We start from the raw sequence: 23,862 nt of genomic DNA, 5'->3' as shown, positions 1-23,862 counted from the left end.
CCCTTCGGGCGGGCGGTACCCCCATGCGTGCGCGGTGCGAATCATGAGGGTGGCATCCCTTCAGCCGGTAAGAGGGGTGCATCGGGTGAAACCGGTTGGGCCGGTGGAGCGCCCGGCGGCGGGGTCGCCGGAAGCAGCATGCTGTCGACGGTGGGCGCGGTTCCCGTGTTCACGTTGGGCGGGCCCGGAATCGGCGCGCCGGGGAACAGTGCCGGCGACGTGATGGCAGGCACTTCGTCGTGTCCGTACATCCCCTGCCCCGGAGGCTGCGGGACTCCCCAGCCCAGCGGTGGCGGAACATCGCCCATGCCGGTGTAGGCCGACACCATCGGCGGAGGCTCGGGTGCGTCGCCGGGCCCTGCTCCTCCTGGCGCAAGCTTCGGGTCGGTGTAGAGGAGCTTGCCCGGGCTCGGTATCGGGCGCAGGTATGGGTTGATCGGCAACGGCAGGCCGTTGAAGTTCAGTAACCGCAGCGCGGGACCCAGGTATTGCTCGCACAGTTTCGCCGTCTCCGGTGCGGTGGTGTTCTCGATACCGCCGATCAGACCGCAGACGAACCAAACCGGGTTCGAGAAGTTGGCCAATGAGAACGCTCCGGTCACGCCGCCAGACGCTGGATAGTAGATGTTCTCGTAATTGGCGATCGCGGTCGGTGCGACGTGAAGAATGTTCTCAAAAGCCATGTGTTGGTCGACCAGGTTCTGCGTCACGGCGCCCAGGCTTCTGATCTGCTCGGCGGTCTGATTCCGGCTGCCCGCGACGAACCGCTGCACATCCGCGATCGCGCCAGGCAGCTCGTTCAGTGCGGCGTCCAGATCGGACCTGCTGTCGTTCACGACGCTACTCAGGCTGGCCAACCGATTCTGGAACAGCACTATCTGTTTGTTGCTGTCACGCAGCGCCGTGACGAACGTCTGCAGGTTCTTGATGATGTCGACAATGTTGCCGCTGCCCTCGGCGAAAATTCGCGCCGCACCGGACAATTGCGCGATCGTCTCCCGAAGCTTTGCGCCGTTACCGTCCAAGGCGTTCGCAGCACTGTCGATGAACCGGGAGACGGATGTACCCGACACGTCACTCTTGGGGCCCAGTTCCGTTGCCAGGCGCATCAATTGGGCCTTGACCTCGTCCCATTCGACGGGGACCGCGGTGCGGTCGCTGGGAATGACTCCACCGTCACGCATGGTCGGTCCGGCACCATTCCGGTAGGCCGGCGTGAGCTGGACGTAGCGGGCCGCAACGAGGTTCTGGGCAACGATCACGGCCTTGGCGTCGGCCGGAATCGGCACATCCCTATCGACCTTGAGGATCATCTTCGTCTGCGTGCCCTCGGGCGTGATCGAATCGATCGTGCCAACCTTCACGCCCGAGACGCGCACCTCGTCGCCCGGGTAGGTCGACGTGGCGGTCGGGAAGTACGCGGTGATCCTGTTGGGGCCGAAGAACGCCTGGCGCACCAACAACACTGCGCCCGCGACGAGGGCGACGCCCAGCGCGATGGCCGCGACGGTGACGAGTCTTTTTCTGTTCATCGCGGCGGAAGGTCTCCTGGTTGCGGAATGCCGTTGACCGGGAACGGCAACTCAGCCCGTGGCCCGGCATTGTCCGGTGGCTGGCCGGCGTTGACCCCTCGCCTGAACCCGAAGGCGTAGTCGAGGAACGGCTGGAGAAGCTGCGCAGGTTGGATATTGGGCACGAGTGCGTTGTAGTAGGCACCGTTCGCCACGATCTCGCTTTGGGTTAGTTCGTATTTGGCCAGACCAGGAAGTGCCTTGGCGATGTTGTCGCGGTTTTTTTCCAGCATTTCGGTGATGCGGTTCAGTCTCTCGAGTGCGGGCGCCAATTGTTTCTCGTTGTCCTTCACCAGACCCGACAGTTCACGCGCCACCGCGAAGGTGTTGGCGAGCAGGCTCACGATCGCCTGCCGACGCTCGTTGAGCACCGCGAGCAGATCGGTTGCATTGAGGATCAGGCTGTCCACCTGCTGGCTGCGTTCGGACAAGATCCCCGTGACGTCACCCGCGGTCTTGAACAGCTCTGCCAGGCTTTCGTTGCGGTTGTTCAGCGACCGCGATAGCCGGGACAGGCCATCAAACGTCGGACCCAGCTGCGGAGCGATCTGGTCGAGCGTCGCCGATAGCGTGTCGAGAGACTGGTTCAGGCTCTCGGTGTCGGTGGCGGCGGTGTTGGCGGTGAGCTCGCTGACCGCGTCGGTCAGCGAATACGGCGACGACGTTCGCGTCGTCGGAATCACGTGCTGCGGATCGAGGGTGCCGCTGCCCGCCGAGTCCAACGCCAAGACGCGCTCGCCGAGCAATGTTCCCGTGCGAATGTGGGCCGTGGTGTCCGACCCGAGGGCGTACTTGCCTTCGATGGTGAAGCCGACCAACGCGTCGCCGTTGTCGAGCTCGACACTTGAGACCGAACCGACCTTGATGCCCGATACCGTCACGTCATTTCCAACGGTCAGGCCGCCCGCCTCGGAGAACAACGCCTGGTATCTGATCGCCGTCGCCCACTGCAGCAGCCGCTCAGGCTGTAATCCGATCGCGATGACAAGGATGATCAGGACAACGCCGATGAAGCCTGCCCTGATGAGTTGGGTTCCGTGGTATCTCAGCATCAGCTCGTCTCCGCACACCTTCCCGTTTCTTGTTTGATCCAGGGAAACTGAACGGTCCGGCCCTGAAGGTCGCTGGCGCGGAAGGCGATTCCGCAGATGTAATACGGGAAGAAGCTGCCGTAAGAGCCCACGCGAGCAAGCTTGCGATAAATCTCGGGCAAGCGCCCGATGCTGTCGTTGAGGCGATCTTTGTCGTTGTCGATGTTGGTGGCGAGACTGTTCAGCCTGTCGACAGTGCCGGCAAGCGGTGGCCGCGCCTGACCGAGGAGATCGGCGACCGAGGCGGTTCCGTTGTCCAACTGCTCGATCGCGGTTCCGATCGGATCCCTGTCATTGGACAGGCCCTTGATGAGTTGCTCGAGTCGGTCGATCGCCCCCGAGAAGTCGTCGCCATCCTTCGACAAGGTGTCCAGCACGGCCCGCAGGTCGTCGATCAGCTGCTCGATCACCTGGTTGTTGTCCGCGAGCGAGTTCGAGAACGACGACGCATTCGACAACAGCGATTCCAGCGTCCCGCCCTGGCCCTGGAACACCTGAACGAGCGACGCCGTCAACGCGTTCACATCCCGCGGATTCAGGCCCTGGATAACAGGTTTCAAGCCGCCGAGCAGCAGGTCGAGGTCCAGAGCGGGAGCTGTGCGATCCTCGGGTAACTGCGACCCAGCAGGAAGTATCTTCGTCGATCCCGGACTGTCGACGAGTTCGAGATATCGGTCGCCGACCAGGTTGAGATAGCGGATCGCGGCCTTGGTGCCGGTCGTCAACCGGATGTTGCGGTCAGCATCGAATTTCACAAGCACCGTGCGGTCGCTCTGCAACGACACTTCGTCCACTGTGCCGACACGAAGACCCGCGACGCGCACGGTGTCTCCCGGTGCCAGCCGGGACGCGTCGGAGAATACTGCCGAATACCCGCTCGTCGGGCCTGTTCTGACCTGTCCGAAGATGAAGAACAGGAAGGCCGTCAGCACCGCCATCACGACCGCGAATATCGTGAACTTGATCAGCGTCCCTGTCGCGCGCGTTTTCATCCCGGTTGCCCGATCTGTCCGGTGTTGCGAGGCGGTCCGGGGATCGGCCCAAACAGCCACTGCTTGAGGGCATCGGAGTTGAGCAAGATGCCCTGGTTCCCGTACTTCACCGGGTTGGTGCCGCTGTCAGTGATGAGTAGCGGCGGGCGGAACTCCGGCGGCAGTTCGGGCAGGCCCAGTTCCTTGCAGTACGGGCCGCCCTTCGCAGCAACCTTCGGCAGATCCTGCGGATAGCGATAGCGTTCCACACCCATGGTGATGGCTGCCGATACCAACACACTCGAGAACTGGGGCACCGACCTCGCGAAAGGAACGAGTCCCCCGAGGCCGCATCCCAATGCTTCGTGATACCTGCTCAATAGATCGGTGGTTGGCACGAAGAGGCGCAGCGTGTCCGTCAACGCCTGGCGGTTGGCGCCGATCACATCATTGCCGATATCGGCCAGACCGATCGAGCTGACCAGGAAGGCATCGAGGTTCTGCTCCTCCTCGACGATGCTGCGACTGATGGTGGTCGAGCTCTCCACGGTCGTGATCAGGTCGGGCGCCGCATCGGCGTAGGCGGTGAACACCGGGACAGCGGTCTCGATGTCGTGGCTCAGATTCGGCAGGCTCGGTTCGATTTTGGCGAGGAACGCGTTGAAGTCCGAGATAGTCTTGCCGAGCTTTTCGCCGCGGCCATTGAACGCCTTGGCTATCGCACCGAGGGTCTGGTTCAGCTTGACGGGGTCGATCTTGTCCAGGACCGCGACGAGTTGCTGGAAGACGGTGTTGATTTCGACGACAACATGCTGACTCTGAATCACTTGTCCCGCATGCAATCTCTGCGGGGATGGGTCCGGCGGCGCCTCGAGCTGCACGGACTTCGCGCCGAACACGGTCGTGGAAGCGATGTCGACCGCGACGTTGGACGGTATGAGATGCAATTGGTTCGGATCCATCGCCAGGTGGATCGCCGCGGTGCCGTCCGGTCGGGCCTCGATGGAACTCACCTTGCCCACCTCGACGCCGCGCATCTTCACCTTGGCGTCGGGATTCATCACCAGGCCGGCGCGGTCCGAAATCACCGTGATCGGAGTGGTTGGGGTAAAGCTGCCCCGGAAGAGCGAGACGGCAAGTGCGAATATCGCGGCAATCGCCACAACGGTTCCCAGGCCCGCGAGCGGCCGAATGTAGCCGCTCGTCCCGAAATGCCGGCCGGGACGTCCGCCGACAGGCGTTGCGGCGCTGGTGGTCTCCGAGCGGTGCGCCGGACCGGGCCCAAGATTTCGCGTCAACTTCTCTCCCTACCCGGACAGGTTGAAGTTGCCGTTGGAACCGTAGATGGCTAGCGATACCAGAAGCGTCACCGAGACCACCACGACAAGCGATGTGCGCACCGCGTTGCCCACTGCGGACCCGACACCGGATGGACCGCCAGAGGCGAAATAGCCGAAGTAGGTATGGATCAACAGGATCGTGATCGCCATCAACACCGCCTGCAGAAACGACCACAACAGGTCGATCGGATTCAGGAACGTGTTGAAGTAGTGGTCATACAGGCCACCGGACTGCCCGAACAACACCACGGTGGTGAACTGGCTTGCGACGAAGCTCAGGATGACCGCGATCGAATAGAGCGGGGTGATCGCGATCATGCCCGCCACGATCCGGGTCGACACCAGGTATTCCACGGGGCGGATGCCCATCGATTCCAGAGCGTCGATCTCCTCATTGATCCGCATCGCCCCTAACTGCGCGGTGACACCGGCACCGAAGGTGGCGGCCAGACCGATGCCCGCCACCACCGGTGCGGAGATGCGCACATTGATGAAAGCGGCGAGGAACCCGGTCAACGCTTCGATGCCGATATTGCCCAGCGAGGAATACCCCTGCACCGCAAGCGTTCCACCGGCCGCCAGGGTGAGGAACCCGACGATGACCACGGTCCCGCCGATCATCGCCAATGTGCCTGCACCCATGGAGATTTCGGCGATCAATCGAATGATCTCACGACGGAAATGCACCGCCGCGTGCGGCGTACCCGCCAGCGCCTTGACGTAGAACAGCATGTGATCGCCGATGCGGCCCAACAGATCGGTCGGCCGCCGAAACTGCCGGGTCAGACGCGGATACGTCGACCGCAGAATTGTCATCGTGCCCATCGCGCTATCCCGTCGTCATCCGGATACCGATAGCCGTGACGACCACATTGATCACGAAAAGCGCCATAAACGCATACACCACAGTCTCGTTGACGGCGTTGCCGACCGCCTTGGCGCCGCCTCCGGTGATAGTCAACCCGCGATAGCAGGCCACTAGACCGGCGATCAAACCGAACAGCGCGGCCTTCACACAGGAGATGATCACCTCCGGTACCCCGGTCAACAGCGTGATACCCGCGGCGAACGCACCCGGGTTGACGTCTTGGATGAACACCGAAAACGTGTAGCCGCCCAGGATCCCGATGATGACCACCAAGCTGTTGAGCAACAGCGCCACCAAGCCCGAGGCCAGCATCCGCGGTGTCACCAACCGTTGCACCGGATCGATGCCCAACACCTCCATCGCGTCGATCTCTTCGCGGATCGTGCGCGAACCGAGATCGGCGCACATCGCGGTGGCGCCCGCACCCGCCACGATCAGCACAGTCACCAGCGGGCCCACCTGCGTCACCGCACCAAAGGCCGCACCGGCGCCCGACAGATCCGCAGCGCCTAGCTCGCGCAACAAGATGTTGAGTGTGAAGCTCACCAACACCGTGAACGGGATCGCCACCAACAACGTCGGCGCCAGCGCCACGCGCGCCACGAACCAGGACTGCTCTAAGAATTCCCGCCACTGAAAGGGCCGCCGGAAGATGAACCGCACCGCGTCGGCCGACATCGCGAACAACCCGCCGACCGCCTGCATCGGGCCGGAGAAGTTGCGGATGCTTGGCAGCCCGGCAGACCACCGTTCCGGCCCGCTACCTCGCGCCATTGGTCGATCCCTCCAGGATGGTGACGGCCGACACCGCTGTCGGTCCTCCGATGTTGTGCGCCAACGCAACTCGTGCGCCATCCACCTGGTTGGCCGCCTCTCCTCGGAGTTGCGCGAAAAGTTCCACGCACTGTGCCACACCCGTGGCCCCGGGGGGATGGCCTTTGGCCTTGAGTCCCCCGCTGGGGTTCACCGGCAGGGCGCCGCCGACACTTGTCACCTCAGCCTCGACAAGCTTGTAGCCCCCGAACCGCTCGGCAAAGCCGAGATCTTCATAACTGATCAGCTCGATTCCCGTGAAGAAATCGTGAACTTTGCGCGGCAACGGGATCAGCTCGTAGTCGGTGGCCAGCGCACCGTCGGCGGAAAGCCGGTAGCGGGGCGGGAAGTCCAGTGCTCCCTCTCCGTCGGGCGCATCGGCGAACCTTCCTGCCTCCCAACGGGTTTTGGCTTCAAATGCCCGTTCGTCGACCTCGAGTTCGGGATCGAGCCCGAGACCAGCGAGGAGTACCGCCGCATTATTGCTTTCCAGCAGCGGCATATCGCGGCTGACCAGAACAACTCGGTCAACCGCACCACTGGCTAACAGCGCGGCGCGACCGGCTTCGACCGCAAGGGTGATCGCGTCCTCGTCGTCACCGGCGACCCGGTGCGGGGGCGCACCCCAACAAGGCAGGTACGTGCCGATCGACGCAACGTAGGGCATTGAGATCTCTCCAGAACCTAGGTGACGGCGCCGGCGGTCTTGAGCTCGATGATGCGGTCCCAATCCAAGCCGAGTTCCAGCAGGATTTCGTCAGTCTGCTCCGCAAAACCGGGCGCTGGTCCCGTTTGGGGAGCGCTGACATCGAACTGCACCGGGTTCGCGACCAATTCGAGCTCACCCGTGGAGACGATGTATTCGTTCGCGCGAATCTGGGCATCGTTGGCAGCCTGCAAGGTGTCCTGCACCGGGGCCCACGGTCCGGCCAGCGTCGCGAACCGCTCACTCCACTCCGGCAGCGTCCGCTTGGCCATCGCCTCCCGCAGGATTTCCGCCGCGTCCGCGGTGTTCTCCGCGATCGACTCCGCGGTGGCGAAGCGCGGATCATCGACAAGGTCATCCAGATCCATGTGCCTGCACACGTCGGCCCAGAACTTGGTCGGCTGCATCATCACGAAGGAGATGTAGCGATCATCGGCGGTCGGGTACACGCCCACGAGCGGATTGATCGGCGAACCATGGACACCGGGCGGTGGTTGCACCATGAGTTGGTTGAGGTGGCTCGTCAGCGCCACCGTGTGACCCATCGACCACAAGCCGCTGCCCAACAGGGATACGTCAACGATTGACGGCTCGCCAGTGCGCTCCCGTCTGAGAAGCGCGGCCGCGATCCCGCCTGCCAGGTTGGTGCCGGAGATGGTGTCGCCGTAGGCGGGTCCCGGCGGGCCGATCATGCCCTCGATGCCCGGCGGGGTGATGGTCGCCGCGGTGCCTGCGCGGCACCAGAAGGCGGTCATGTCGTAGCCACCCTTGACCGACTCCTCACCGCGGGGCCCGAGCGCGCTGCCCCTGGCGTAGATGATGTTCGGGTTCACGGCCCGGACATCATCGACGTCGATGCCGAACTTCTGGCGGTGGCCGGGCAGGAAGCTGGTCAAGAACACATCGGCCTTTTTCGCCAGCACCAGCAGTATCTCGCGCCCCTCGGGCACCGACATATCCAGGCCGATGCTTCGCTTGCCGCGGTTGGCGTGCTCGATGTTGGGGTTGGGGTCACCTTCGACACGCAGCGGGCCTGTCTGCCGTAGCCCACGTTGGGGATCACCGGTAACGGCGTGCTCGACCTTGATGATGTCGGCACCCCACTCGCCGAGCACGGCTCCCGCCGACGGGACGAACCCGTACATCGCGACCTCGAGGACGCGGATGCCCTCCAACGGGCGCATCAGCCGACCACCGTCGCGTACGTCTTGGATTCCAGGAATTCCTCGAGGCCGGCCGAGCCCATCTCCCGGCCGATGCCGGACTGCTTGTAGCCGCCGAACGGGCTATCAGGACTGAAGTAGTTGCCGCCGTTGATGGAGAAGGTTCCGGTCCGGATGCGGCGCGCCACGGCGAGCGCCCGGTCTTGGCTGCCGAACACCGCGCCGGAGAGCCCGTAGATCGAGTTGTTCGCGATGCGCACCGCGTCGTCGTCGCCCTCATAGGCGATGACCACGAGCACCGGCCCGAACACTTCCTCCTGGGCGATCTCGCTGTCGGGGTCGACATCGGTCAGCAGCGTTGGCGTATAGAAGTAGCCGGGGTCGACCTTTTCGCCGCCGGTTGCCAGCGTGGCCCCGGCTTCGACGGCACGCTTTACCATCCCGTCGACCTTGTCGCGTTGCTTCTCACTGATCAGCGGGCCCATATACGTCGCGGGGTCGGCCGGGTCGCCGTAGCGGACCAAAGCGAAGTTGTTCTTGATCAGCTCGACGATCTCGTCGTGGCTCTTGCGTGGCACAAGCAAGCGCGACGTGAGTGCGCAGCCCTGCCCGGCGTGGCTGACCATCGAAAATGCGGAGAACATCGCCGCGGTGTTGAAGTCGGCGTCGTCCAGCACGATCGCAGCGGACTTGCCGCCCAGTTCGAGGAAGACGCGCTTGAGCGTCTCGCTGGCCGCAGACATGATCCGGCGCCCGGTTGGTGTGGAGCCAGTGAAGGTGACCATGTCCACGTCTGGGCTCGTGGTCAGCACGGCACCGACTTCCGGGTTCGCGCCGCTCAACACGTTCACCACACCCGAGGGAATGTCGGTGTGGTTTGCGATCAATTCGCCCAACGCGAGTGTGACCAGCGGCGTGTCCGGTGCGGCCTTGAGAATCACCGTGCAGCCCGCGGCGAGCGCCGGTGCGAGCTTGGCCAGCGCAAGCTGGTTCGGATAGTTGTAGGCAATGATCGCCGCGACCACACCGGCGGCTTCTTTCTCTACCCAACGGTGGTGCTGCAGACCGCGGCTCTCGATGTTTCCGAGGTCTTCGGTCATCGGATAGCTCTTCAGCAGATCGGCGTAATACCTGACGATCTCGACCGGCTGGTCCAACTGCGGACCCGCGATCAGCGCGGGGGTGGCCCCCACCTCGGCGATGGTCAGCTCGGCCAGCTCGTCGCGGTGGTCCACCAGTGACTGGTGAAACTGTTCGAGGCAGCGGATGCGCAGTTCGGTGTTGGTCGACCAGTCGGTCGTGTCGAACGCCCGCCGCGCCGCGGCGATGGCCGCCTCGGCGTCACTGACCGTTGCGTCCGGCGCATAGCCGAGGACGGCACCCGTGGCGGGATTGAGAGAAGGAAACGTGCGGTCGGTCTCGAGCAGCCTTCCGTCGATCAGCAGGCGCCGATCCGCTGTCGCTGAGCCGGCTCGGTCACTCGAGATGGTGGCCGTTTCCTGCATCATCCTCCTCAGCATTCATCGCAATGTGATGGAAACTTCATTCTCATCCTCGGCGAATCATACATTCGCAGAGGGAGAACTCAAGCAGATGCACGGAACTCCAGCTGCCTGCAATTCATGCTGCGACAAACCGTCCACAAACGTCTCACCAGTGCGAATCCGATTCCCCTACTGTCTTGCGAGATCGCAGTTGCCGAGAGTACGGTTCTCATAATCGGAAGGATGATTCTTGATAACTGAGGCCACCGCGTGAAGACCGCAGTTGTGACAGGTGGCGGCTCCGGCATCGGACAAGCCGTCGCCCAACGGCTGCGCGCCGACGGCTTACATGTCGCCACCGTCGACCTCACCCCCTCAGATGCCCAGTTCGCTTTCGTCGCCGACGTCACAGACCGCGCAGCGGTACATGAGGTACTCGACGCCATCCGCGCTCAACTCGGACCGGTGACGGTGCTGGTGAATGCCGCCGGACTCGAGAAGTTCAAGCGGTTCACCGACATCACATTCGAGGATTGGCAGCGGGTGATCGACGTCAACCTCAACGGCGTCTTCCACTGCATCCAGGCGGTACTGCCCGACATGATCGAGGCCGGCTGGGGACGCATCGTCAACATCTCCTCATCGAGCACGCACTCCGGGCAGCCGTACATGTCTCCCTATGTGGCCGCGAAGTCGGCGGTCAACGGGCTGACCAAGTCGCTTGCACTTGAGTACGGGCCCGCGGGCATCACCGTGAACGCCGTGCCGCCTGGCTTCATCGACACACCGATGCTGCGCAAATCCGAAGCGCGCGGCTATCTCGTCGTCGAAAAGAACATCGAGGCGACCCCGGTTCGCCGCATCGGCAGGCCCGAGGACATCGCCGCGGCGTGCGCATTTCTGATCTCCGAGGAAGCCGGCTACATCACCGGGCAGATCTTGGGCGTCAACGGCGGCCGAAACACATAGGACAAAAGAAATAAGGAAAGGACATCTTCGAATGGGACGCGTTCAAGGGAAAGTCGCATTTGTCACCGGCGCGGCGCGCGGCCAGGGCCGCAGCCACGCGGTCCGGCTCGCCGAAGAAGGCGCGGACATCATCGCCGTCGACCTGTGCCAGGACATCCCGACCATCGGCTACCCGATGGCGACGCCCGAGGATCTCGAGGAGACCGCCAACCTCGTCGAGAAGACCGGTCGCGGCATCGTGACGGCTCAGGCCGACGTGCGTGAGGCCGGCCAGCTTCGCGAGGCCTTGGAACGCGGCATCGCCGAGTTCGGCAAGGTCGACATCGTCGTCGCCCAGGCGGGCATCGCAGGCATGAAAGGCCAACCGCCCCTGCAGGCTTGGGTCGACGTCATCAACACCAACCTGATCGGCACCATCAACGCGGTCAACGTCGCGCTGCCGCACCTGTCAGAGGGCGCGGCCATCGTCGCGACCGGGTCCACCGCGGCGCTGATGGACACCCACCAGAAGAACGACCCGGGTAACGACCCCGGCGGCATGGCCTACGTGCACTCCAAGCGAGCGCTCTCGGCCTACGTTCACGACCTCGCCACCGAATTGGCGCCGCGCGGCATCCGCGCCAATGTCGTTCATCCGACCAACTGCAACACCGACATGCTGCAAAGCGAACCGATGTACAAGTCCTTCAGGCCCGACCTGGAGCACCCCACTCAGGCGGACGCGGAGCCGGTGTTCTATGTGCAGCAGGCGATGAAGGTGCCGTGGATCGAGCCGGTCGACATCAGCAATGCCGTGCTGTGGTTGGCGTCAGACGAGGCCCGCTACGTCACGGGCATGCAGGTGCGCGTGGACGCAGGCGGCTACCTCAAGTGGTACGACTACCACAACTGACCCGGGGGAAATCATGAAGGTTTTCGTTGATTCGGGACGCTGCCAGGGCCACACGCTGTGCTCGATGATCGCGCCGGATTCCTTCGAGCTCAGCGACATTGACGGCACCTCGTCGCCCGTGAACGAAGTCGTTCCGCCCGAGCAAGAAGATGCGGTGCGCGAAGCCGTGCACTCGTGCCCGGAGCAGGCGATCTCGATCGAAGAATGAGTTTCAACCGAAAATCAAGGGAGACAACGTCTTGAGCGCCGATGAGCCGCTCGCGCGAAGAGTCAAGAGCGCCGATGAGCCGCTCGCGCGAAGAGTCAAGAGTGCTGACGACATAACCGGCGCCGACGGCGACCGCAAGAAGAACCGCTACTACTTTGATCGCCATAAACCCGAGTACCGACTGCAGTTCGAAAAGATCACCGAGGAAATGCAGTCCAAATGCCCGGTGGCGTGGTCGGAGACTTACAACGGGCATTGGGTCGCCGCGGACAGCAAGCATGTCTTCGAATTGGCCCGCTGCCCTGGGGTGTCCAACCATCACGACCTCGCCGGAGAGACTCCCTATCAGGGCATCACCATCCCCAAGGCGCAGCGCGCCACAGTCGTGCGCGGCGGCATCCTCGAGATGGATGAGCCCGAGCACAGTACCTACCGGGGTGCGCTGAACCCTTACCTCTCCCCCGCCGCGGTCAAGCGGTGGCAGCCGTTCGTCGACGAGATCGTGCGCGCAGCGCTCGACGAGAAAATCGAGTCGGGCCAGATCGACTTCGTCGACGACCTGGCCAACATCGTGCCCGCGGTGCTCACTCTCGCGATGATGGGCATCGAGCTGAAGAAGTGGCCGGTTTACAGCGAACCCGCGCACCTTTCGGTGTCCACCCCAGAGCACTCGCCCGACGCCGCTCGCGTCGCCGAGCTGAACCGGCAGATGGGCATCGACATGATCAACACCATGATGGAGGTTCGGGAAAACCCACGGCCGGGCCTAGTGAACGCGTTGCTGCAACTGCGGATCGGCGGCGAGCCCGCACCCGACCTGGAAATCCTTGGCAACCTCGGCTTGATCATCGGCGGCGGCTTCGACACCACCACCGCGCTGACCGCACACGCGCTGGAGTGGCTGTCGGAGAATCAGGACCAGCGCGAGTTGCTCAGCCGCGAACGCGACACCCTGCTCAACCCCGCCACCGAAGAGTTTCTGCGCTACTACACGCCGGCACCGGGTGACGGCCGCACGTTCTCCGAGGACGTCGAGGTCGAGGGGCAGAGGTTCAAAGAGGGCGAGCGGCTCTGGATCTCCTGGGCCATGGCCAATCGCGATCCGTCGGTATTCGACGAGCCCAACGAGGTCGTTCTTGACCGAAAGGGCAACCGGCACTTCAGCTTCGGCATCGGTGTGCACCGCTGCGTCGGCTCGAACGTCGCCCGCACGGTCTTCAAGTCGATGCTGACCGCCGTGCTCGATCGGATGCCCGACTACGTGTGCGATCCCGAGCGCACCGAGCACTACGAGACCATCGGCGTCATCCAGGGGATGAAGCACCTGCCCGCGACGTTCACGCCGGGCAAGCGACTCGGACCCGGACTCAGCGAAACTCTCGACAAGCTCCAACGGATCTGCGACGAGCAAGGACTCGCGCGGCCGATCACAGAACGCAAGGAAGCAGCTGTCATCGATTGAGCCAAATTCCTGCAGCTGAAGTGGTTTGATAGGCAGCCGTCGGGGTGAGATGGACGAAGGGACGACCATGAAGTCCGTGAAGGTAGCGACCGCGGCGGCAGCGCTTACTGCGGCTGCGGCAGTGCTCGCCCCGCCTGCCAGCGCCTCGATGCAGCTGGGGAATTACGACGTGCTCACCAATAGGTACGACCGAGCTTCGTGGGCATGGTTCGTCTCGGCGTGTCCGCAGCCGGTGAACCTGGATTGCTTGGCCATCAGCGCGATACCGCGACTGAAGTTCTATGCCTACTACAACGGCCAAGCGCACCTCGTCGATGGCCAATACAGGTTGACCGTGGACGTCCCCGATGGCTTGCAGTGCCTTCCTGGTTACGCCATGCCCACCCGTGACACCTACTCATGGGACCCGGTCACCCTCGCCGGAACGATCGACTCCCAGTACGACGTAGGCTGTCTCAACGGTCCGCCCGGGTCCCAATTCTGGACCTTCGCCTTACAGCGCTTGTAGCGCTTGCGATTTCAGCGGCGAGGCAGGCCCAACACCTGCGTGGCGATGATGTTGCGCTGGATCTCGGATGTGCCGCCCGCGATCGTGCCGCCAAAGCTACGGGCATAGCGCTCGAACCAGCTGGAGAAGTAGTGGTCGAGGTTCATGTGCTCGTACGGCCCCGTCGTCGACGGATGAGTGAGTCCGTCGGGCCCCGCGGCGGTCAGCGCGTTCTCGAACGCCTGCCGCTCAGCCTCGGATCCGAACACCTTGAGCACCGACACCGAAGCGGTGTCCATCTCTCCTCGGGCAGCCCGGGCCAGGGCAGCGGAACCCATCGCGCGCAGCGCGACGTAATCGATGATCGTCGTGGCGTACTGATCGCGTTGCAGCTCGGTGCGTGGCCGGAAATCGGCGATCATGTTGTCGATCCGGTCGGCGAAGCCCAACCACATCATCGTGCGTTCGTGCCCGAGCGACCCGTTGGCCACGCCCCACCCACCGTTCAGCGGGCCGACGAGGTTCTCCGCGGGCACGCGGGCGTCAGTGAAGAAGACCTCGTTGAAGTCCTTGTTCTCCTCACCGCACATGTCCGCGAACGGCCGGCACACAACCCCGGGAGTATCCGTGGGAATGATCAGCGCACTGATGCCCCTGTGCTTGGGCGCATCCGGGTCGGTACGCACGAACGTCAGCAGGAAGTCGGCATCGTGGGCGCCGGACGTCCACACCTTCTGGCCGTTGACGACGAAGTGGTCACCGTCCACGCCCGAGACAAACTCAGCCCGCGTACGCAGAGACGCCAGATCGGAGCCGGCGCTGGGCTCACTCATGCCGAGGGATGCTGTCTTTTCAGCCTTCAGCACCGGCACCGCCCAGCGATGCTTCTGCTCGTCGGAGCCGAACGAAAGCAGCGACGCCGCAATGATGTTCACACCCTGCGGGTTGAAGCTGTGGTAGATCCTGCGCTTGCAGAGCTCTTCGAGATGCACATAATGCTGTAGCACCGTGGCGTTGCGGCCACCGAACTCCGGCGGCTGCGGCGGCAACAGCCAACCGTTGTCGAACAGCAAGCGCTGCCATCGCCGCGCCCACTGCGGCATGTGGGACACCGACCGCGGCCGCTCCAGCGTCTCGGCCTCCGACGGCAGATGTTCGTCGAGGAACGCCACGAACTCCGCGCGGAACTCCTCGACGTCGGAATCAAAAGTCAGCTGCATCAGAAGGCCCTGTATTCCTTCCCTATAACCGCGCGATGTTCGGCCGCACCGCCGAGCAGCAGCTCGCCGGCCTTGGCGCGCTTCAGCGCGAACTGAAGGTCGTTCTCCCACGTGAAGCCCATGGCGCCGAACAACTGCAGACCGTGCCGGAACACCACCGCCTGGCACTCCCCGGCCGCGGCCTTGGCCATCGCAGCAGCCAGCCGCCGGCGCGGATCGTCCACCGAAATGGTCAGTGCCGCAAAGTAAGACAGCGCACGAGCGCGTTCGGTGGCGACGTGCATGTCGACAGCCTTGTGCTGGACGGCCTGGAACGAGCCGATTGCCACGGCGAACTGGTGACGCTGTTTCACATGCTCGATCACCAGGTCGAGGATGCGCTGGCAGGCCCCGACGGTGGTGATCGCCATACCAGTAAGGGCTACATGACGGGCCTTTTCCGCGTCGACGTGCAGCCGGTCGGAATCAGGGACGCGAACGCCGCAGAGCGACACCTCAGCGATGTGCAGCACAGGGTCGAACACCGGACTGCGCCGGATCGCCGCTTCATTGGCGCCCACCACGAACACGCCGGCTTCCGTGACCACCGCGAGCCGCTCGGCACGATCTCCGTCGAGGACATGATGTGCCGTCCCTTCGAGCACCCAGCCCTCGGCGTCGCGGTGGGCGGATACCCCGCCATAGACGGCGGTGCCCGCCTGCTGGGGGTCGAAGCGATCGCCCGCCAGCGGCGCGAACTGGGTCAGCGTCGCCAAGAACGGCGTCGGATCGGTGGCGCGGCCGAGTTCTTCGAGCACGATCGCCAACTCGACGGCGTTCTCCGGGTGGGCAAGTTCCGTCCATCCCGCGTCGACGTAGGTCTTCCACAGCGGTGTCGGATCGACGCCATCCTCGGCCACACCGCGTACCAACGACGGTGGGCATTGCTTGGCCACCGCGTCGCGCACGGTCTCCTGCCAAAGCCGCTGATCAGCATCGAACTCAAGTAACATTCGGCCACTCCTGAGGGCATCTCGCGTCGATACGAGAATAGCATTCTCCCTAGATGTTTTACCCGTTCTCTTCGTGTGACTACCCCGTTTCGCTCAACCGGTCGTAGTCGAATGACCAGCACACACTCTCACCTGCGAAGAGATAAGCGATTCGCTGAGAACTCGATTCTTGCTATTGAAGAACAACGCTTTACACTGAGGTGTATCGGGCGCGTTTTTCGCGCTGCGGTCGAAGGCGCTCACCTCGACCGGATGGCATCGGAGGACAGCTTTGGTGATGCAGCACCCAGACGGGGCGCAGTCTTTTGAGACGCCCGTCATCGACGCCAGCGTGCACATCTTCTCGAGGTCGAACAAAGACCTTCGCAGCTTTCTCCGCGAGCCGTTCAGGAGCCGAGGCTTCCCGGACTACGAGATGGACTGGTACGGCGCACCCGGCGGTGAATACGCACCGAACACCGAGGGTCCTGATCGCGGCTACCCGAGCTCGGACCCCGACTTCGTCGGCGGCCGACTCTTCGAAGACGGCGGCGTCGACGTTGCGATCCTGCATCCGATGACGCGGGGCATCATGCCGGACCGTCACCTCGGTACGGCGATCGCGGCCGCGCACAACGAGATGCTGGTGACGCGTTGGCTCGACGACAACGCGTATGCCGGCCGATACCGCGGCACCATCCGCGTCAATCCCGACGACATCGCAGGTGCACTGCGCGAGATCGACAAGTACAAGGATCACCCGCGGGTGGTGCAGATCGGAATCCCGCTGCAGTCTCGCGATCTCTACGGCAAGCCACAGTTCTGGCCGTTGTGGGAGGCGGCGATCGAGGCGAATCTGCCGGTGGCCGTGCACATCGAGGTCGGCGCTGGCGTCTCCGCTGGGCCCACTCCCTCCGGAAACACCCGGACCTACGAGCAGTACGTCGGCTTCATGGCGCTGAACTACCTGTATCACGTGATGAACATGATCGCCGAAGGGGTATTCGAAAGAATGCCGGCGCTGAAGTTCGTCTGGGCCGACGGAGCGGCCGACCTACTCACGCCGTTCATCTGGCGGATGGACTGCTTCGGCAGGCCACACCTCGAACAGACGCCGTGGGCGCCGAAGATGCCGAGCGACTACCTACCCGGACATGTCTACTTCGTGCAGGGCGCTCTCGACGGCCCGGGCGACACCGAGTTCGCGGGTGAGTGGTTCGGCTTCACCGGCAAGGACGACATGGTGATGTTCGGGTCCAGCTACCCGCACTGGCAGCTCAACGAGCTGAAGGTGCCCAGCGCGTACACGACCGAACAACGCGACAAGTTGTGCTGGCGAAATGCCGCCGAGCTGTACGGCATAGACGTCGGGGCCGGTATCACAATTGGATAGCCGCACAGTTCCTCAGAATCTGCGAGCAAGGAGACCACGATGACGGTGACAACGACAGAGAGGAAGCCGGCGGCCGAACGAACTGCCGTCCGGTGCGTCGACTCCGACGTCCATCCCACGCCGCGGCGCGGCGCACTGGTTCAGTACATCCCAGAGCCGTGGCGTAGCAAGTACTTCCTCAACCGCAAGGTGGGCGAACAGATCTACTACGACGCCCCGGACTATGCGCACACGTACGCAATGCGTGCCGACACGTTTCCGCCGGATGGCGAATTCGCTTGCAGCGACCCGGATATGGCCTTCAAGCAGTTGATCATGGAGGCCGGCGCGGACATCGCGATCCTGGAACCCGCCGCGTATCCGGCCCGCCTCGGCGAAGCCAACCACGCGATGTCGGTCGGACTGAACGACTGGCAGGTCAACCACTGGCTCGACAGCCAAAACAACTGGCACGAGCGGTGGCGTGGGTCCATCTGTGTGGCGATCGAGGAGCCGGAAGGGGGCGCCCGCGAGATCGAGCGCTTGGCCGGGCACCCGTACATGGGTCAGATCTTGATCAAGGCCGAGCCCCGGCCGTCATGGGGTCACCCGAAGTACGACCCCATCTGGGCCGCCGCAACCAAGCACGACATGCCGGTGAGCTGCCACCTATCCCGCAGCCACCACGAAGAGCTGCCCGTGCCGCCGGTGGGCCTGCCCAGCTACAACCACGACTTCATGGTCACCTACTCGCTGCTGGCCGCGAACCAGGTGATGAGCCTGATCTTCGACGGCGTGTTCGACCGGTTCCCCACGTTGCGCATCGTCTTCGTAGAGCACGCATTCACCTGGATACTGCCGCTGATGTGGCGGATGGACGCGATTTACGAGGCCCGTAGATCTTGGGTGGACATCAAGCGCAAGCCGTCCGAATATGTCAAGAACCACATCAAGTTCACCACCCAGCCGCTGGACTATCCCGAGGACAAGACGGAACTCACGCGCGCGTTCGAATGGATGGAGTGCGAGAAGATCCTGCTGTTCTCGTCGGACTACCCGCACTGGACGTTCGACGACCCACGGTGGCTGGTCAAGCACCTTCCGGAGCACGCCCGCGAGGCCGTGATGTTCCGCAACGGCATCGCGACCTACAAGCTCCCCGATACGGTGCCCGCCCTCGAGGGCCAGGTCAGGGTGTTCTGAGTTGACGAACACAGAGAAGACGCCCCGGCTGGCCCAGGGGCGTGAGCACGTCGTCGCCACGGTGGACGAGATTCCTCCTGGCACACACAAACTCGTCCCCGTCGGGCGCCACGGTGTCGGTGTCTACAACGTCAACGGCACCTTCTACGCGATCGCGAACTACTGCCCGCACGAAGGCGGCCCGTTGTGCTCGGGTCGGCCCCGCGGCCGCACCATCGTCGACGAGAGCGTCCCGGGTGACTCTGTGATGGTGCGCGACATGGAGTTCATCTACTGCCCTTGGCATCAATGGGGTTTCGAGCTCGCGACGGGCACCACCGCGGTCAAGCCGGAGTGGAGCATCCGCACGTATCCGGTGCGGGTGGTAGGCAACGAGGTACTGGTACAGGCATGAGCGCGCCACCGAAGACGAACGCGAGTGAGGATCGCGGCGAGGAGGTCATGGAGATCAACGGCGGCAACGTCGTCTACGAAATCCTCGGCAAGAAAGGCGGTTTCATCGCGCTGACGCCGGGGGGCCGCTTCAGCAAGGACATCGATGGGCTACGACCGCTGGCGCAGGACCTGGTCAAGGGCGGCTATCGCGTCCTGGTGTGGGACCGGCCGAACTGCGGCAAGTCCGACGTGCAGTTCTACGGGCAGAGCGAATCCCACATGCGGGCGGAGACACTGCACGCGCTGATCACCAGGCTCGACATCGGGCCGTGCATTCTTGCCGGCGGTTCGGGCGGTGCCCGTGACTCGATGCTCACGACGATGCTCTACCCGGAGATCGTGAAGAAGCTCGTCGTGTGGAACATCGTCGGAGGCGTATACGGCTCCTTCGTGCTGGGCTCCTACTACATCGTGCCGAGCATCCTCGCGGTGCGTGGCGCCGGCATGAATGGCGTGATCCACGTCGACGAGTGGAAGCAGCGGATCGCCGAGAATCCGGCAAACCGCGAAAGGTTTCTCGCGCTCGACTCGGATGAGTTCCTGAAGCTGATGCTGCGCTGGCTCAACGCGTTCGTGCCTAAGCCCGGCCAAACCATCCCCGGGGTCGAGGACGAGATGTTCGACGACATCACGGTGCCCACCCTGATCATCCGCGGCGGAGAGAACGACCTGGACCATCCGAAGCGCACCTCACTCGAGGTGAGCTGTCTGATCAAAGGCTCGACGTTGATCGACCCGCCGTGGCCGGAAGATGCGTGGGAGCGTGCCGGCGAAGCCCGCGCTTCAGGAAAGGTCAAGCGGTTCAACATGTTCGACACGTGGGTGCAGGCCGCCCCTGCGATCCTGGACTTCCTGGGCAGATGACCGACCTACCCCGTCCGGATGTGCACCTCACAGTTCAGCGACGCCTCCAGCGCCGTGTGGATGCGGCTTTCCGGGATGCGTTCGAGATCGGCCTTGCTCAACGTCACGTACACCACGTCGAAGCCGTCTTCGCCCGGCACCCTTTCGATGTCGCCGGTGAGTCCAAAGCGGGTCAGCACACCCTCGGCGTCGTCGTCGGTTCCCCGGCTGACGTAGGTAACGACGCCGGCGGCGGGTGTCACGCCGAACGCCTTGGCGCACAGGTCGATACCGATAGCGATGACCGCTTCGGTATCGCTTCCGCCGATGAGCAACTCCACCTGGCGACGCCGCACCGGCATCGCCGCCAGATCGATGTCGATCACCACGACGTCCGCAGCGTCAGCCAGCAGTCGGAGGGTTGTCATGCCGTCGCTTAACTGCTCCGGCGTGAGTTCGCCCGTCGGGTCGACGGCGACGCGCACCACCGCAGTCCTCATGTCCGTCAGCCTATCCGCGGTCACGAAGGGCCTCTCATGACCGCCACCGCAACCGATCTCGTGGTGGCCACTTGGCCGGACTGTCCGCCGCGACTGCTGCGCCCGGCGCACGACCCAGCGGAGGACTTCGCCAGCTATTCAGCGGCCGGAGGCTACCGGCCTCTGGATGACGCCGGCGCGCTTTTGGAGCAGGTCGACCTGTCCGGCCTGCTCGGGCGTGGCGGCGCGGCCTTTCCGCTCGGAACGAAATTGCGAACGGTCCGTGATGCCGGTCGCCGCGGAACCGAGACGATCGTCGTCGCGAATGGCGAAGAGGGCGAACCCGCGTCGGTCAAGGATCGTTGGCTGCTTCGCAACCGGCCGCACGTGGTGCTCGACGGGCTCCGACTGGCCACCGGGATCGTTGGCGCACGACGTGCGTACGTATACGTCTCCGATGAGCGGTCGGCCGCATCGGTGACAGCCGCGCTCGCCGAGCTCAAAACAGAGATCTTCGGCGGGGTCGCCGTCACCGTCATGACCGTCGAACCCGGATATGTCGCCGGTGAGGAAACGGCGGCCGTACGACGCATCAACGGCGGACCGGCGAAGCCGACCGACAAGCCGCCACGCCCATTCCAGGAAGGCGTTTTGGGCCTGCCGACGCTGGTCAGCAATGTCGAAACGCTGGCGAATCTGCCCTATATCCACCAGAACGGATCCGAGGAGTTCCGGGAAGTCGGAACGCCGATGTCGCCAGGCACCTTCCTCGCGACGATCACGGGCGGTGCCCGGCCCGCCGCCCTGTACGAGATTCCGCACGGCGCAGCGTTTTCCGATCTGCTCAAGGTGCACGGCATGACGGCAGACTCGGTGCACGGGGTCCTGATGGGCGGCTACTTCGCCGGCCTGGTCAACACCGATATCCTCGACGCGACTCTCGACCACGAGACGATCCGTCGACTCGGCAGCGGCCTCGGGTGCGGTGCGATCTCGATTCTCACCGATGACTGCCCCGTCGCTGTCGCCGCGTCGGTGATGTCCTACTTCGACCGCGAGAACGCCGGTCAATGCGGATCATGTTTCAACGGCACAGCGGCAATGGCTGCTGTCACATCGGCGTTGCGGGATGGCGCGGCGACCGATGAAGACCTCGCACGACTGGAACGGTGGTCGGTAGTGCTGCGCGGCCGCGGCGCGTGCGGCACGCTCGACGGCGCCACCAACGTCGCTGCAAGCCTGCTGCGGCAGTTCCCTCGGGCGGTCGCGCGCCATCTTGCGAATGGTTGTCCGTCGTGCCGCGCCGGTGCGTTCCGGGCCGAGCGGCCATATGAAGTGGAGGCGGTGCTCAAACGTGAGTGAAGGCTTGAGGATTCGTCTCGATCGGACCATCTGCGACGGCTTCGGCATCTGCGCCAAGCACGCGCCGGAGTACTTCTCCCTGGACGACTGGGGCTATGCGTCACTGATCGGCGATGGAACCGTGCCCGAACAGGACCGCGACGCGGTGATGCGAGCCTTGATGGACTGTCCTGTGCACGCCATCATCTACATGGGCGAACACAGCCCTTCCGGCGACGGTGTGGCGCCGCACGATACCCGGGAATCGGCAGAACCCGATCCGAAATCCGATGACAACGAAGCTGTTTGGGGTTTCGTCCGATGACAAGACCGCTTCCCGAACTAACGGTCCAGAACGAGTTCTTCTGGACCGCGGGCGGCGACAATGTCCTGCGGATCCAGGAGTGCCAGGCCTGCCAGGCGCTGATCCATCCCCCGGCCCCCGTGTGCCGGTATTGCCGCAGCCGGGACATGGGTGTGCGAGACGTCTCCGGCAAGGCGACGCTGAGCGCCTTCACCGTCAACCACCGCTTCGGGTTCCCCGACTTCCCGCCACCCTATGTCGTCGCACAGGTCGCGATCGTGGAGGATCCCCGAGTTCGGTTGACCACCAACATCGTCGAGTGTGCCCCCGACGAGCTCGAGCTGGGTCAGACCGTTGAGGTCACGTTCGAGAAAATCGAGGACGTCTGGCTGCCGCTGTTCCGGCCCACAGCCCAGAAAACAACGGCACCGCAGCCAGCCGACGAGATCGCGCCCCAGGATTTCGGCCGCTACGTCCGGCCTCCGCTGACGACCGAGAAGTTCGAGGAGAAATCCGCGATCACCGGGATCGGTGCGTCGCGACTCGGCCGCAGGCTGATGGTGCCGCCGCTGTCACTGACCGTTGAGGCATGCGAGGCGGCGGTTGCCGACGCCGGGCTGACATTCGACGACATCGATGGGCTCTCAACCTATCCGGGGCTCGACATCGCCGGTATGGGCGAGGGCGGCGTCTCTGCACTCGAGGGCGCGCTCGGGCTGCGTCCGACATGGATCAACGGCGGCATGGACACCTTCGGGCCCGGCGGCTCGGTGATCGCGGCGATGATGGCCATCGCGACGGGCATGGCCCGCCATGTGCTGTGCTTCCGCACGCTGTGGGAGGCGACGTTCCAGCAGCTGATGAAGGAAGGCAAGATGTCCCCGCCCGGGGGCGCGCGCACCTCCAGCTGGCAGATGCCGTTCGGCGCGACGTCGGCCGCTCATACGTTGGCGCTCAACGCGCAACGCCACTTCGACCGGTACGGCACCACCAGAGAGACGCTCGGTTGGATTGCGCTGAACCAGCGCGCCAACGCTGCGTTGAATCCGACGGCGATCTACCGCGATCCTATGACCATGGACGACTACCTGAACGCCCGGATGATCACCACTCCGTTCGGGTTGTACGACTGCGACGTGCCGTGTGACGGCGCAATCGCCGTGATCGTGTCTGCTGTCGACGTCGCCAAGGACATGCCGAAGCGGCCGGTGCTGTTCGAGGCGGTGGGCACCCAGATCATCGAGCGCACTGACTGGGACCAGACCACGATGACCCACGAACCACAGGTGCTGGGCCAGTCCGCACACCTGTGGACCCGAACTTCGTTGCGACCCAAGGATGTCGACGTCGCCGAGCTCTACGACGGCTTTTCGTTCAACTGTCTGTCGTGGTTGGAGGCACTCGGTTTCTGCGGTATCGGCGAGGCCAAGGATTTTCTCGACGGCGGCAAGGCCATCGCCCGCGATGGCGTGATTCCGCTGAACACGCACGGCGGCCAGCTCTCGCACGGCCGCACGCACGGCATGGGCTTGATCCACGAAGCGGTCACCCAACTCCGCGGTGAGGCTGGCGAACGACAGGTGAAGGACGCCCGCGTCGCGGTGGTAAGCAGCGGCGGTCTTACACCGAGTGGAGCCATTCTGATGCGGACGGACGAGTGAGCAAATCG

The 23,862-nt window shown here is 64.0% G+C and carries 23 protein-coding genes and 2 pseudogenes; 12 read left to right on the top strand and 13 right to left on the bottom strand.

Annotation, left to right across the window (positions count from 1 at the left end):
• Window positions 1-41: 41 nt before the first annotated feature.
• From VJV41_RS07135 to VJV41_RS07090, 10 genes and pseudogenes are all read right to left on the bottom strand, one after another.
• Window positions 42-1,532 carry an MCE family protein gene (locus VJV41_RS07135; protein ID WP_325332524.1) on the bottom strand — a complete coding sequence of 497 codons (1,491 nt, stop codon included), beginning with the start codon at window positions 1,530-1,532 and terminating at the stop codon, window positions 42-44.
• Window positions 1,529-2,623, bottom strand: a complete 1,095-nt coding sequence (locus tag VJV41_RS07130) for an MCE family protein (protein WP_325332522.1) — start codon at window positions 2,621-2,623, stop codon at window positions 1,529-1,531. Before VJV41_RS07130 ends, VJV41_RS07135 begins: the two co-directional genes overlap by 4 nt.
• Window positions 2,623-3,654: an MCE family protein gene (locus VJV41_RS07125; protein ID WP_325332520.1), complete on the bottom strand. Its 1,032-nt coding sequence runs from the start codon at window positions 3,652-3,654 to the stop codon at window positions 2,623-2,625. The genes VJV41_RS07130 and VJV41_RS07125 overlap by 1 nt, the downstream gene beginning before the upstream one ends.
• Entirely contained in the window at window positions 3,651-4,931 is a 1,281-nt protein-coding gene (locus VJV41_RS07120; RefSeq protein ID WP_325332518.1) for an MCE family protein, read from the bottom strand. Before VJV41_RS07120 ends, VJV41_RS07125 begins: the two co-directional genes overlap by 4 nt.
• 9 nt (window positions 4,932-4,940) lie before the next feature.
• Window positions 4,941-5,798 (bottom strand): ABC transporter permease, encoded by an 858-nt coding sequence (locus VJV41_RS07115; RefSeq protein ID WP_325332516.1) that lies wholly within the window; start codon window positions 5,796-5,798, stop codon window positions 4,941-4,943.
• Between the two features lie 4 nt (window positions 5,799-5,802).
• Entirely contained in the window at window positions 5,803-6,615 is an 813-nt protein-coding gene (locus VJV41_RS07110) for an ABC transporter permease (protein ID WP_325332514.1), read from the bottom strand.
• Window positions 6,602-6,931 (bottom strand): annotated as a pseudogene (locus VJV41_RS07105) (thiolase C-terminal domain-containing protein); the annotation flags it as partial. The pseudogene VJV41_RS07105 and the gene VJV41_RS07110, both read right to left, overlap by 14 nt.
• 144 nt (window positions 6,932-7,075) lie before the next feature.
• Window positions 7,076-7,321: pseudogene (locus VJV41_RS07100) on the bottom strand (DNA-binding protein); the annotation flags it as partial.
• A gap of 17 nt (window positions 7,322-7,338) precedes the next feature.
• The gene (locus tag VJV41_RS07095) at window positions 7,339-8,544 is read right to left on the bottom strand and encodes a CoA transferase (RefSeq protein ID WP_325332512.1); all 1,206 of its coding nucleotides are present in this window, start codon (window positions 8,542-8,544) and stop codon (window positions 7,339-7,341) included.
• Window positions 8,544-10,028, bottom strand: coding sequence for an aldehyde dehydrogenase family protein (locus VJV41_RS07090; RefSeq protein WP_325332592.1), 1,485 nt, complete (start codon window positions 10,026-10,028; stop codon window positions 8,544-8,546). Before VJV41_RS07090 ends, VJV41_RS07095 begins: the two co-directional genes overlap by 1 nt.
• 249 nt (window positions 10,029-10,277) lie before the next feature.
• Here VJV41_RS07090 and VJV41_RS07085 point away from each other — a divergent pair, with 249 nt between their 5' ends.
• The 5 genes from VJV41_RS07085 to VJV41_RS07065 all read left to right on the top strand — a co-directional run bounded on the left by VJV41_RS07085 (window position 10,278) and on the right by VJV41_RS07065 (window position 14,046).
• Window positions 10,278-10,976 (top strand): SDR family NAD(P)-dependent oxidoreductase, encoded by a 699-nt coding sequence (locus VJV41_RS07085; RefSeq protein WP_325332510.1) that lies wholly within the window; start codon window positions 10,278-10,280, stop codon window positions 10,974-10,976.
• Window positions 10,977-11,007: 31 nt separating this feature from the next.
• Window positions 11,008-11,868: a mycofactocin-coupled SDR family oxidoreductase gene (locus VJV41_RS07080; RefSeq protein WP_325332508.1), complete on the top strand. Its 861-nt coding sequence runs from the start codon at window positions 11,008-11,010 to the stop codon at window positions 11,866-11,868.
• Between the two features lie 13 nt (window positions 11,869-11,881).
• Window positions 11,882-12,076 (top strand): ferredoxin, encoded by a 195-nt coding sequence (locus VJV41_RS07075; RefSeq protein ID WP_325332506.1) that lies wholly within the window; start codon window positions 11,882-11,884, stop codon window positions 12,074-12,076.
• 112 nt (window positions 12,077-12,188) lie between these two features.
• Entirely contained in the window at window positions 12,189-13,538 is a 1,350-nt protein-coding gene (locus VJV41_RS07070; RefSeq protein ID WP_325332590.1) for a cytochrome P450, read from the top strand.
• 67 nt (window positions 13,539-13,605) lie between these two features.
• The gene (locus VJV41_RS07065; protein WP_325332504.1) at window positions 13,606-14,046 is read left to right on the top strand and encodes a hypothetical protein; all 441 of its coding nucleotides are present in this window, start codon (window positions 13,606-13,608) and stop codon (window positions 14,044-14,046) included.
• Between the two features lie 11 nt (window positions 14,047-14,057).
• Here the strand turns inward: VJV41_RS07065 and VJV41_RS07060 are convergent, their stop codons facing one another.
• Window positions 14,058-15,245: an acyl-CoA dehydrogenase family protein gene (locus tag VJV41_RS07060; protein ID WP_325332502.1), complete on the bottom strand. Its 1,188-nt coding sequence runs from the start codon at window positions 15,243-15,245 to the stop codon at window positions 14,058-14,060.
• Window positions 15,245-16,237 carry an acyl-CoA dehydrogenase family protein gene (locus VJV41_RS07055; protein WP_325332500.1) on the bottom strand — a complete coding sequence of 331 codons (993 nt, stop codon included), beginning with the start codon at window positions 16,235-16,237 and terminating at the stop codon, window positions 15,245-15,247. The genes VJV41_RS07060 and VJV41_RS07055 overlap by 1 nt, the downstream gene beginning before the upstream one ends.
• Window positions 16,238-16,514: 277 nt before the next feature.
• Between VJV41_RS07055 and VJV41_RS07050 the strand changes: the two genes are divergently transcribed.
• The 4 genes from VJV41_RS07050 to VJV41_RS07035 are packed head-to-tail and all read left to right on the top strand — an operon-like array spanning window position 16,515 to window position 20,090.
• Complete coding sequence (locus VJV41_RS07050; RefSeq protein WP_325332588.1) at window positions 16,515-17,609, top strand: amidohydrolase family protein; 1,095 nt, start codon at window positions 16,515-16,517, stop codon at window positions 17,607-17,609.
• Between the two features lie 39 nt (window positions 17,610-17,648).
• Entirely contained in the window at window positions 17,649-18,791 is a 1,143-nt protein-coding gene (locus VJV41_RS07045; RefSeq protein ID WP_325332498.1) for an amidohydrolase family protein, read from the top strand.
• Between the two features lies 1 nt (window position 18,792).
• A complete protein-coding gene (locus VJV41_RS07040; RefSeq protein WP_325332496.1) occupies window positions 18,793-19,185 on the top strand; it encodes a Rieske (2Fe-2S) protein in 393 nt (130 codons plus the stop codon).
• Window positions 19,182-20,090, top strand: coding sequence for an alpha/beta hydrolase (locus VJV41_RS07035; RefSeq protein ID WP_325332494.1), 909 nt, complete (start codon window positions 19,182-19,184; stop codon window positions 20,088-20,090). The genes VJV41_RS07040 and VJV41_RS07035 overlap by 4 nt, the downstream gene beginning before the upstream one ends.
• 5 nt (window positions 20,091-20,095) lie before the next feature.
• On the opposite strand, the gene VJV41_RS07030 is transcribed toward VJV41_RS07035, so the two are convergent.
• Window positions 20,096-20,569: a hypothetical protein gene (locus VJV41_RS07030; protein WP_325332493.1), complete on the bottom strand. Its 474-nt coding sequence runs from the start codon at window positions 20,567-20,569 to the stop codon at window positions 20,096-20,098.
• Window positions 20,570-20,605: 36 nt separating this feature from the next.
• On the opposite strand from VJV41_RS07030, the gene VJV41_RS07025 reads away from it, so the two are divergent.
• Genes VJV41_RS07025 through VJV41_RS07015 form a run of 3 tightly spaced genes read left to right on the top strand, consistent with a single transcriptional unit; the run spans window position 20,606 to window position 23,854 of the window.
• The gene (locus tag VJV41_RS07025) at window positions 20,606-21,910 is read left to right on the top strand and encodes an NADH-ubiquinone oxidoreductase-F iron-sulfur binding region domain-containing protein (RefSeq protein ID WP_325332491.1); all 1,305 of its coding nucleotides are present in this window, start codon (window positions 20,606-20,608) and stop codon (window positions 21,908-21,910) included.
• Between the two features lie 4 nt (window positions 21,911-21,914).
• Complete coding sequence (locus tag VJV41_RS07020) at window positions 21,915-22,214, top strand: ferredoxin (protein ID WP_325332586.1); 300 nt, start codon at window positions 21,915-21,917, stop codon at window positions 22,212-22,214.
• Window positions 22,211-23,854 (top strand): thiolase C-terminal domain-containing protein, encoded by a 1,644-nt coding sequence (locus VJV41_RS07015; RefSeq protein ID WP_325332489.1) that lies wholly within the window; start codon window positions 22,211-22,213, stop codon window positions 23,852-23,854. The genes VJV41_RS07020 and VJV41_RS07015 overlap by 4 nt, the downstream gene beginning before the upstream one ends.
• The last annotated feature ends 8 nt before the right edge of the window (window positions 23,855-23,862 follow it).

The organism is Mycobacterium sp., assembly GCF_035274705.1.
Taxonomy (GTDB): domain Bacteria; phylum Actinomycetota; class Actinomycetes; order Mycobacteriales; family Mycobacteriaceae; genus Mycobacterium.
Note: the sequence above shows the minus strand (reverse complement) of the source record. Positions and strands in the feature narration are given on the sequence as shown.

Bases quoted from the DNA above. Each gene is read 5' to 3' on its own strand.
- VJV41_RS07135 (WP_325332524.1), bottom strand. From the start codon at position 1,532: ATGAACAGAAAAAGACTCGTCACCGTCGCGGCCATCGCGCTGGGCGTC.
- VJV41_RS07130 (WP_325332522.1), bottom strand. From the start codon at position 2,623: ATGCTGAGATACCACGGAACCCAACTCATCAGGGCAGGCTTCATCGGC.
- VJV41_RS07125 (WP_325332520.1), bottom strand. From the start codon at position 3,654: ATGAAAACGCGCGCGACAGGGACGCTGATCAAGTTCACGATATTCGCG.
- VJV41_RS07115 (WP_325332516.1), bottom strand. From the start codon at position 5,798: ATGGGCACGATGACAATTCTGCGGTCGACGTATCCGCGTCTGACCCGG.
- VJV41_RS07110 (WP_325332514.1), bottom strand. From the start codon at position 6,615: ATGGCGCGAGGTAGCGGGCCGGAACGGTGGTCTGCCGGGCTGCCAAGC.
- VJV41_RS07095 (WP_325332512.1), bottom strand. From the start codon at position 8,544: ATGCGCCCGTTGGAGGGCATCCGCGTCCTCGAGGTCGCGATGTACGGG.
- VJV41_RS07090 (WP_325332592.1), bottom strand. From the start codon at position 10,028: ATGCAGGAAACGGCCACCATCTCGAGTGACCGAGCCGGCTCAGCGACA.
- VJV41_RS07080 (WP_325332508.1), top strand. From the start codon at position 11,008: ATGGGACGCGTTCAAGGGAAAGTCGCATTTGTCACCGGCGCGGCGCGC.
- VJV41_RS07075 (WP_325332506.1), top strand. From the start codon at position 11,882: ATGAAGGTTTTCGTTGATTCGGGACGCTGCCAGGGCCACACGCTGTGC.
- VJV41_RS07065 (WP_325332504.1), top strand. From the start codon at position 13,606: ATGAAGTCCGTGAAGGTAGCGACCGCGGCGGCAGCGCTTACTGCGGCT.
- VJV41_RS07060 (WP_325332502.1), bottom strand. From the start codon at position 15,245: ATGCAGCTGACTTTTGATTCCGACGTCGAGGAGTTCCGCGCGGAGTTC.
- VJV41_RS07055 (WP_325332500.1), bottom strand. From the start codon at position 16,237: ATGTTACTTGAGTTCGATGCTGATCAGCGGCTTTGGCAGGAGACCGTG.
- VJV41_RS07050 (WP_325332588.1), top strand. From the start codon at position 16,515: ATGCAGCACCCAGACGGGGCGCAGTCTTTTGAGACGCCCGTCATCGAC.
- VJV41_RS07045 (WP_325332498.1), top strand. From the start codon at position 17,649: ATGACGGTGACAACGACAGAGAGGAAGCCGGCGGCCGAACGAACTGCC.
- VJV41_RS07035 (WP_325332494.1), top strand. From the start codon at position 19,182: ATGAGCGCGCCACCGAAGACGAACGCGAGTGAGGATCGCGGCGAGGAG.
- VJV41_RS07030 (WP_325332493.1), bottom strand. From the start codon at position 20,569: ATGAGGACTGCGGTGGTGCGCGTCGCCGTCGACCCGACGGGCGAACTC.
- VJV41_RS07025 (WP_325332491.1), top strand. From the start codon at position 20,606: ATGACCGCCACCGCAACCGATCTCGTGGTGGCCACTTGGCCGGACTGT.
- VJV41_RS07015 (WP_325332489.1), top strand. From the start codon at position 22,211: ATGACAAGACCGCTTCCCGAACTAACGGTCCAGAACGAGTTCTTCTGG.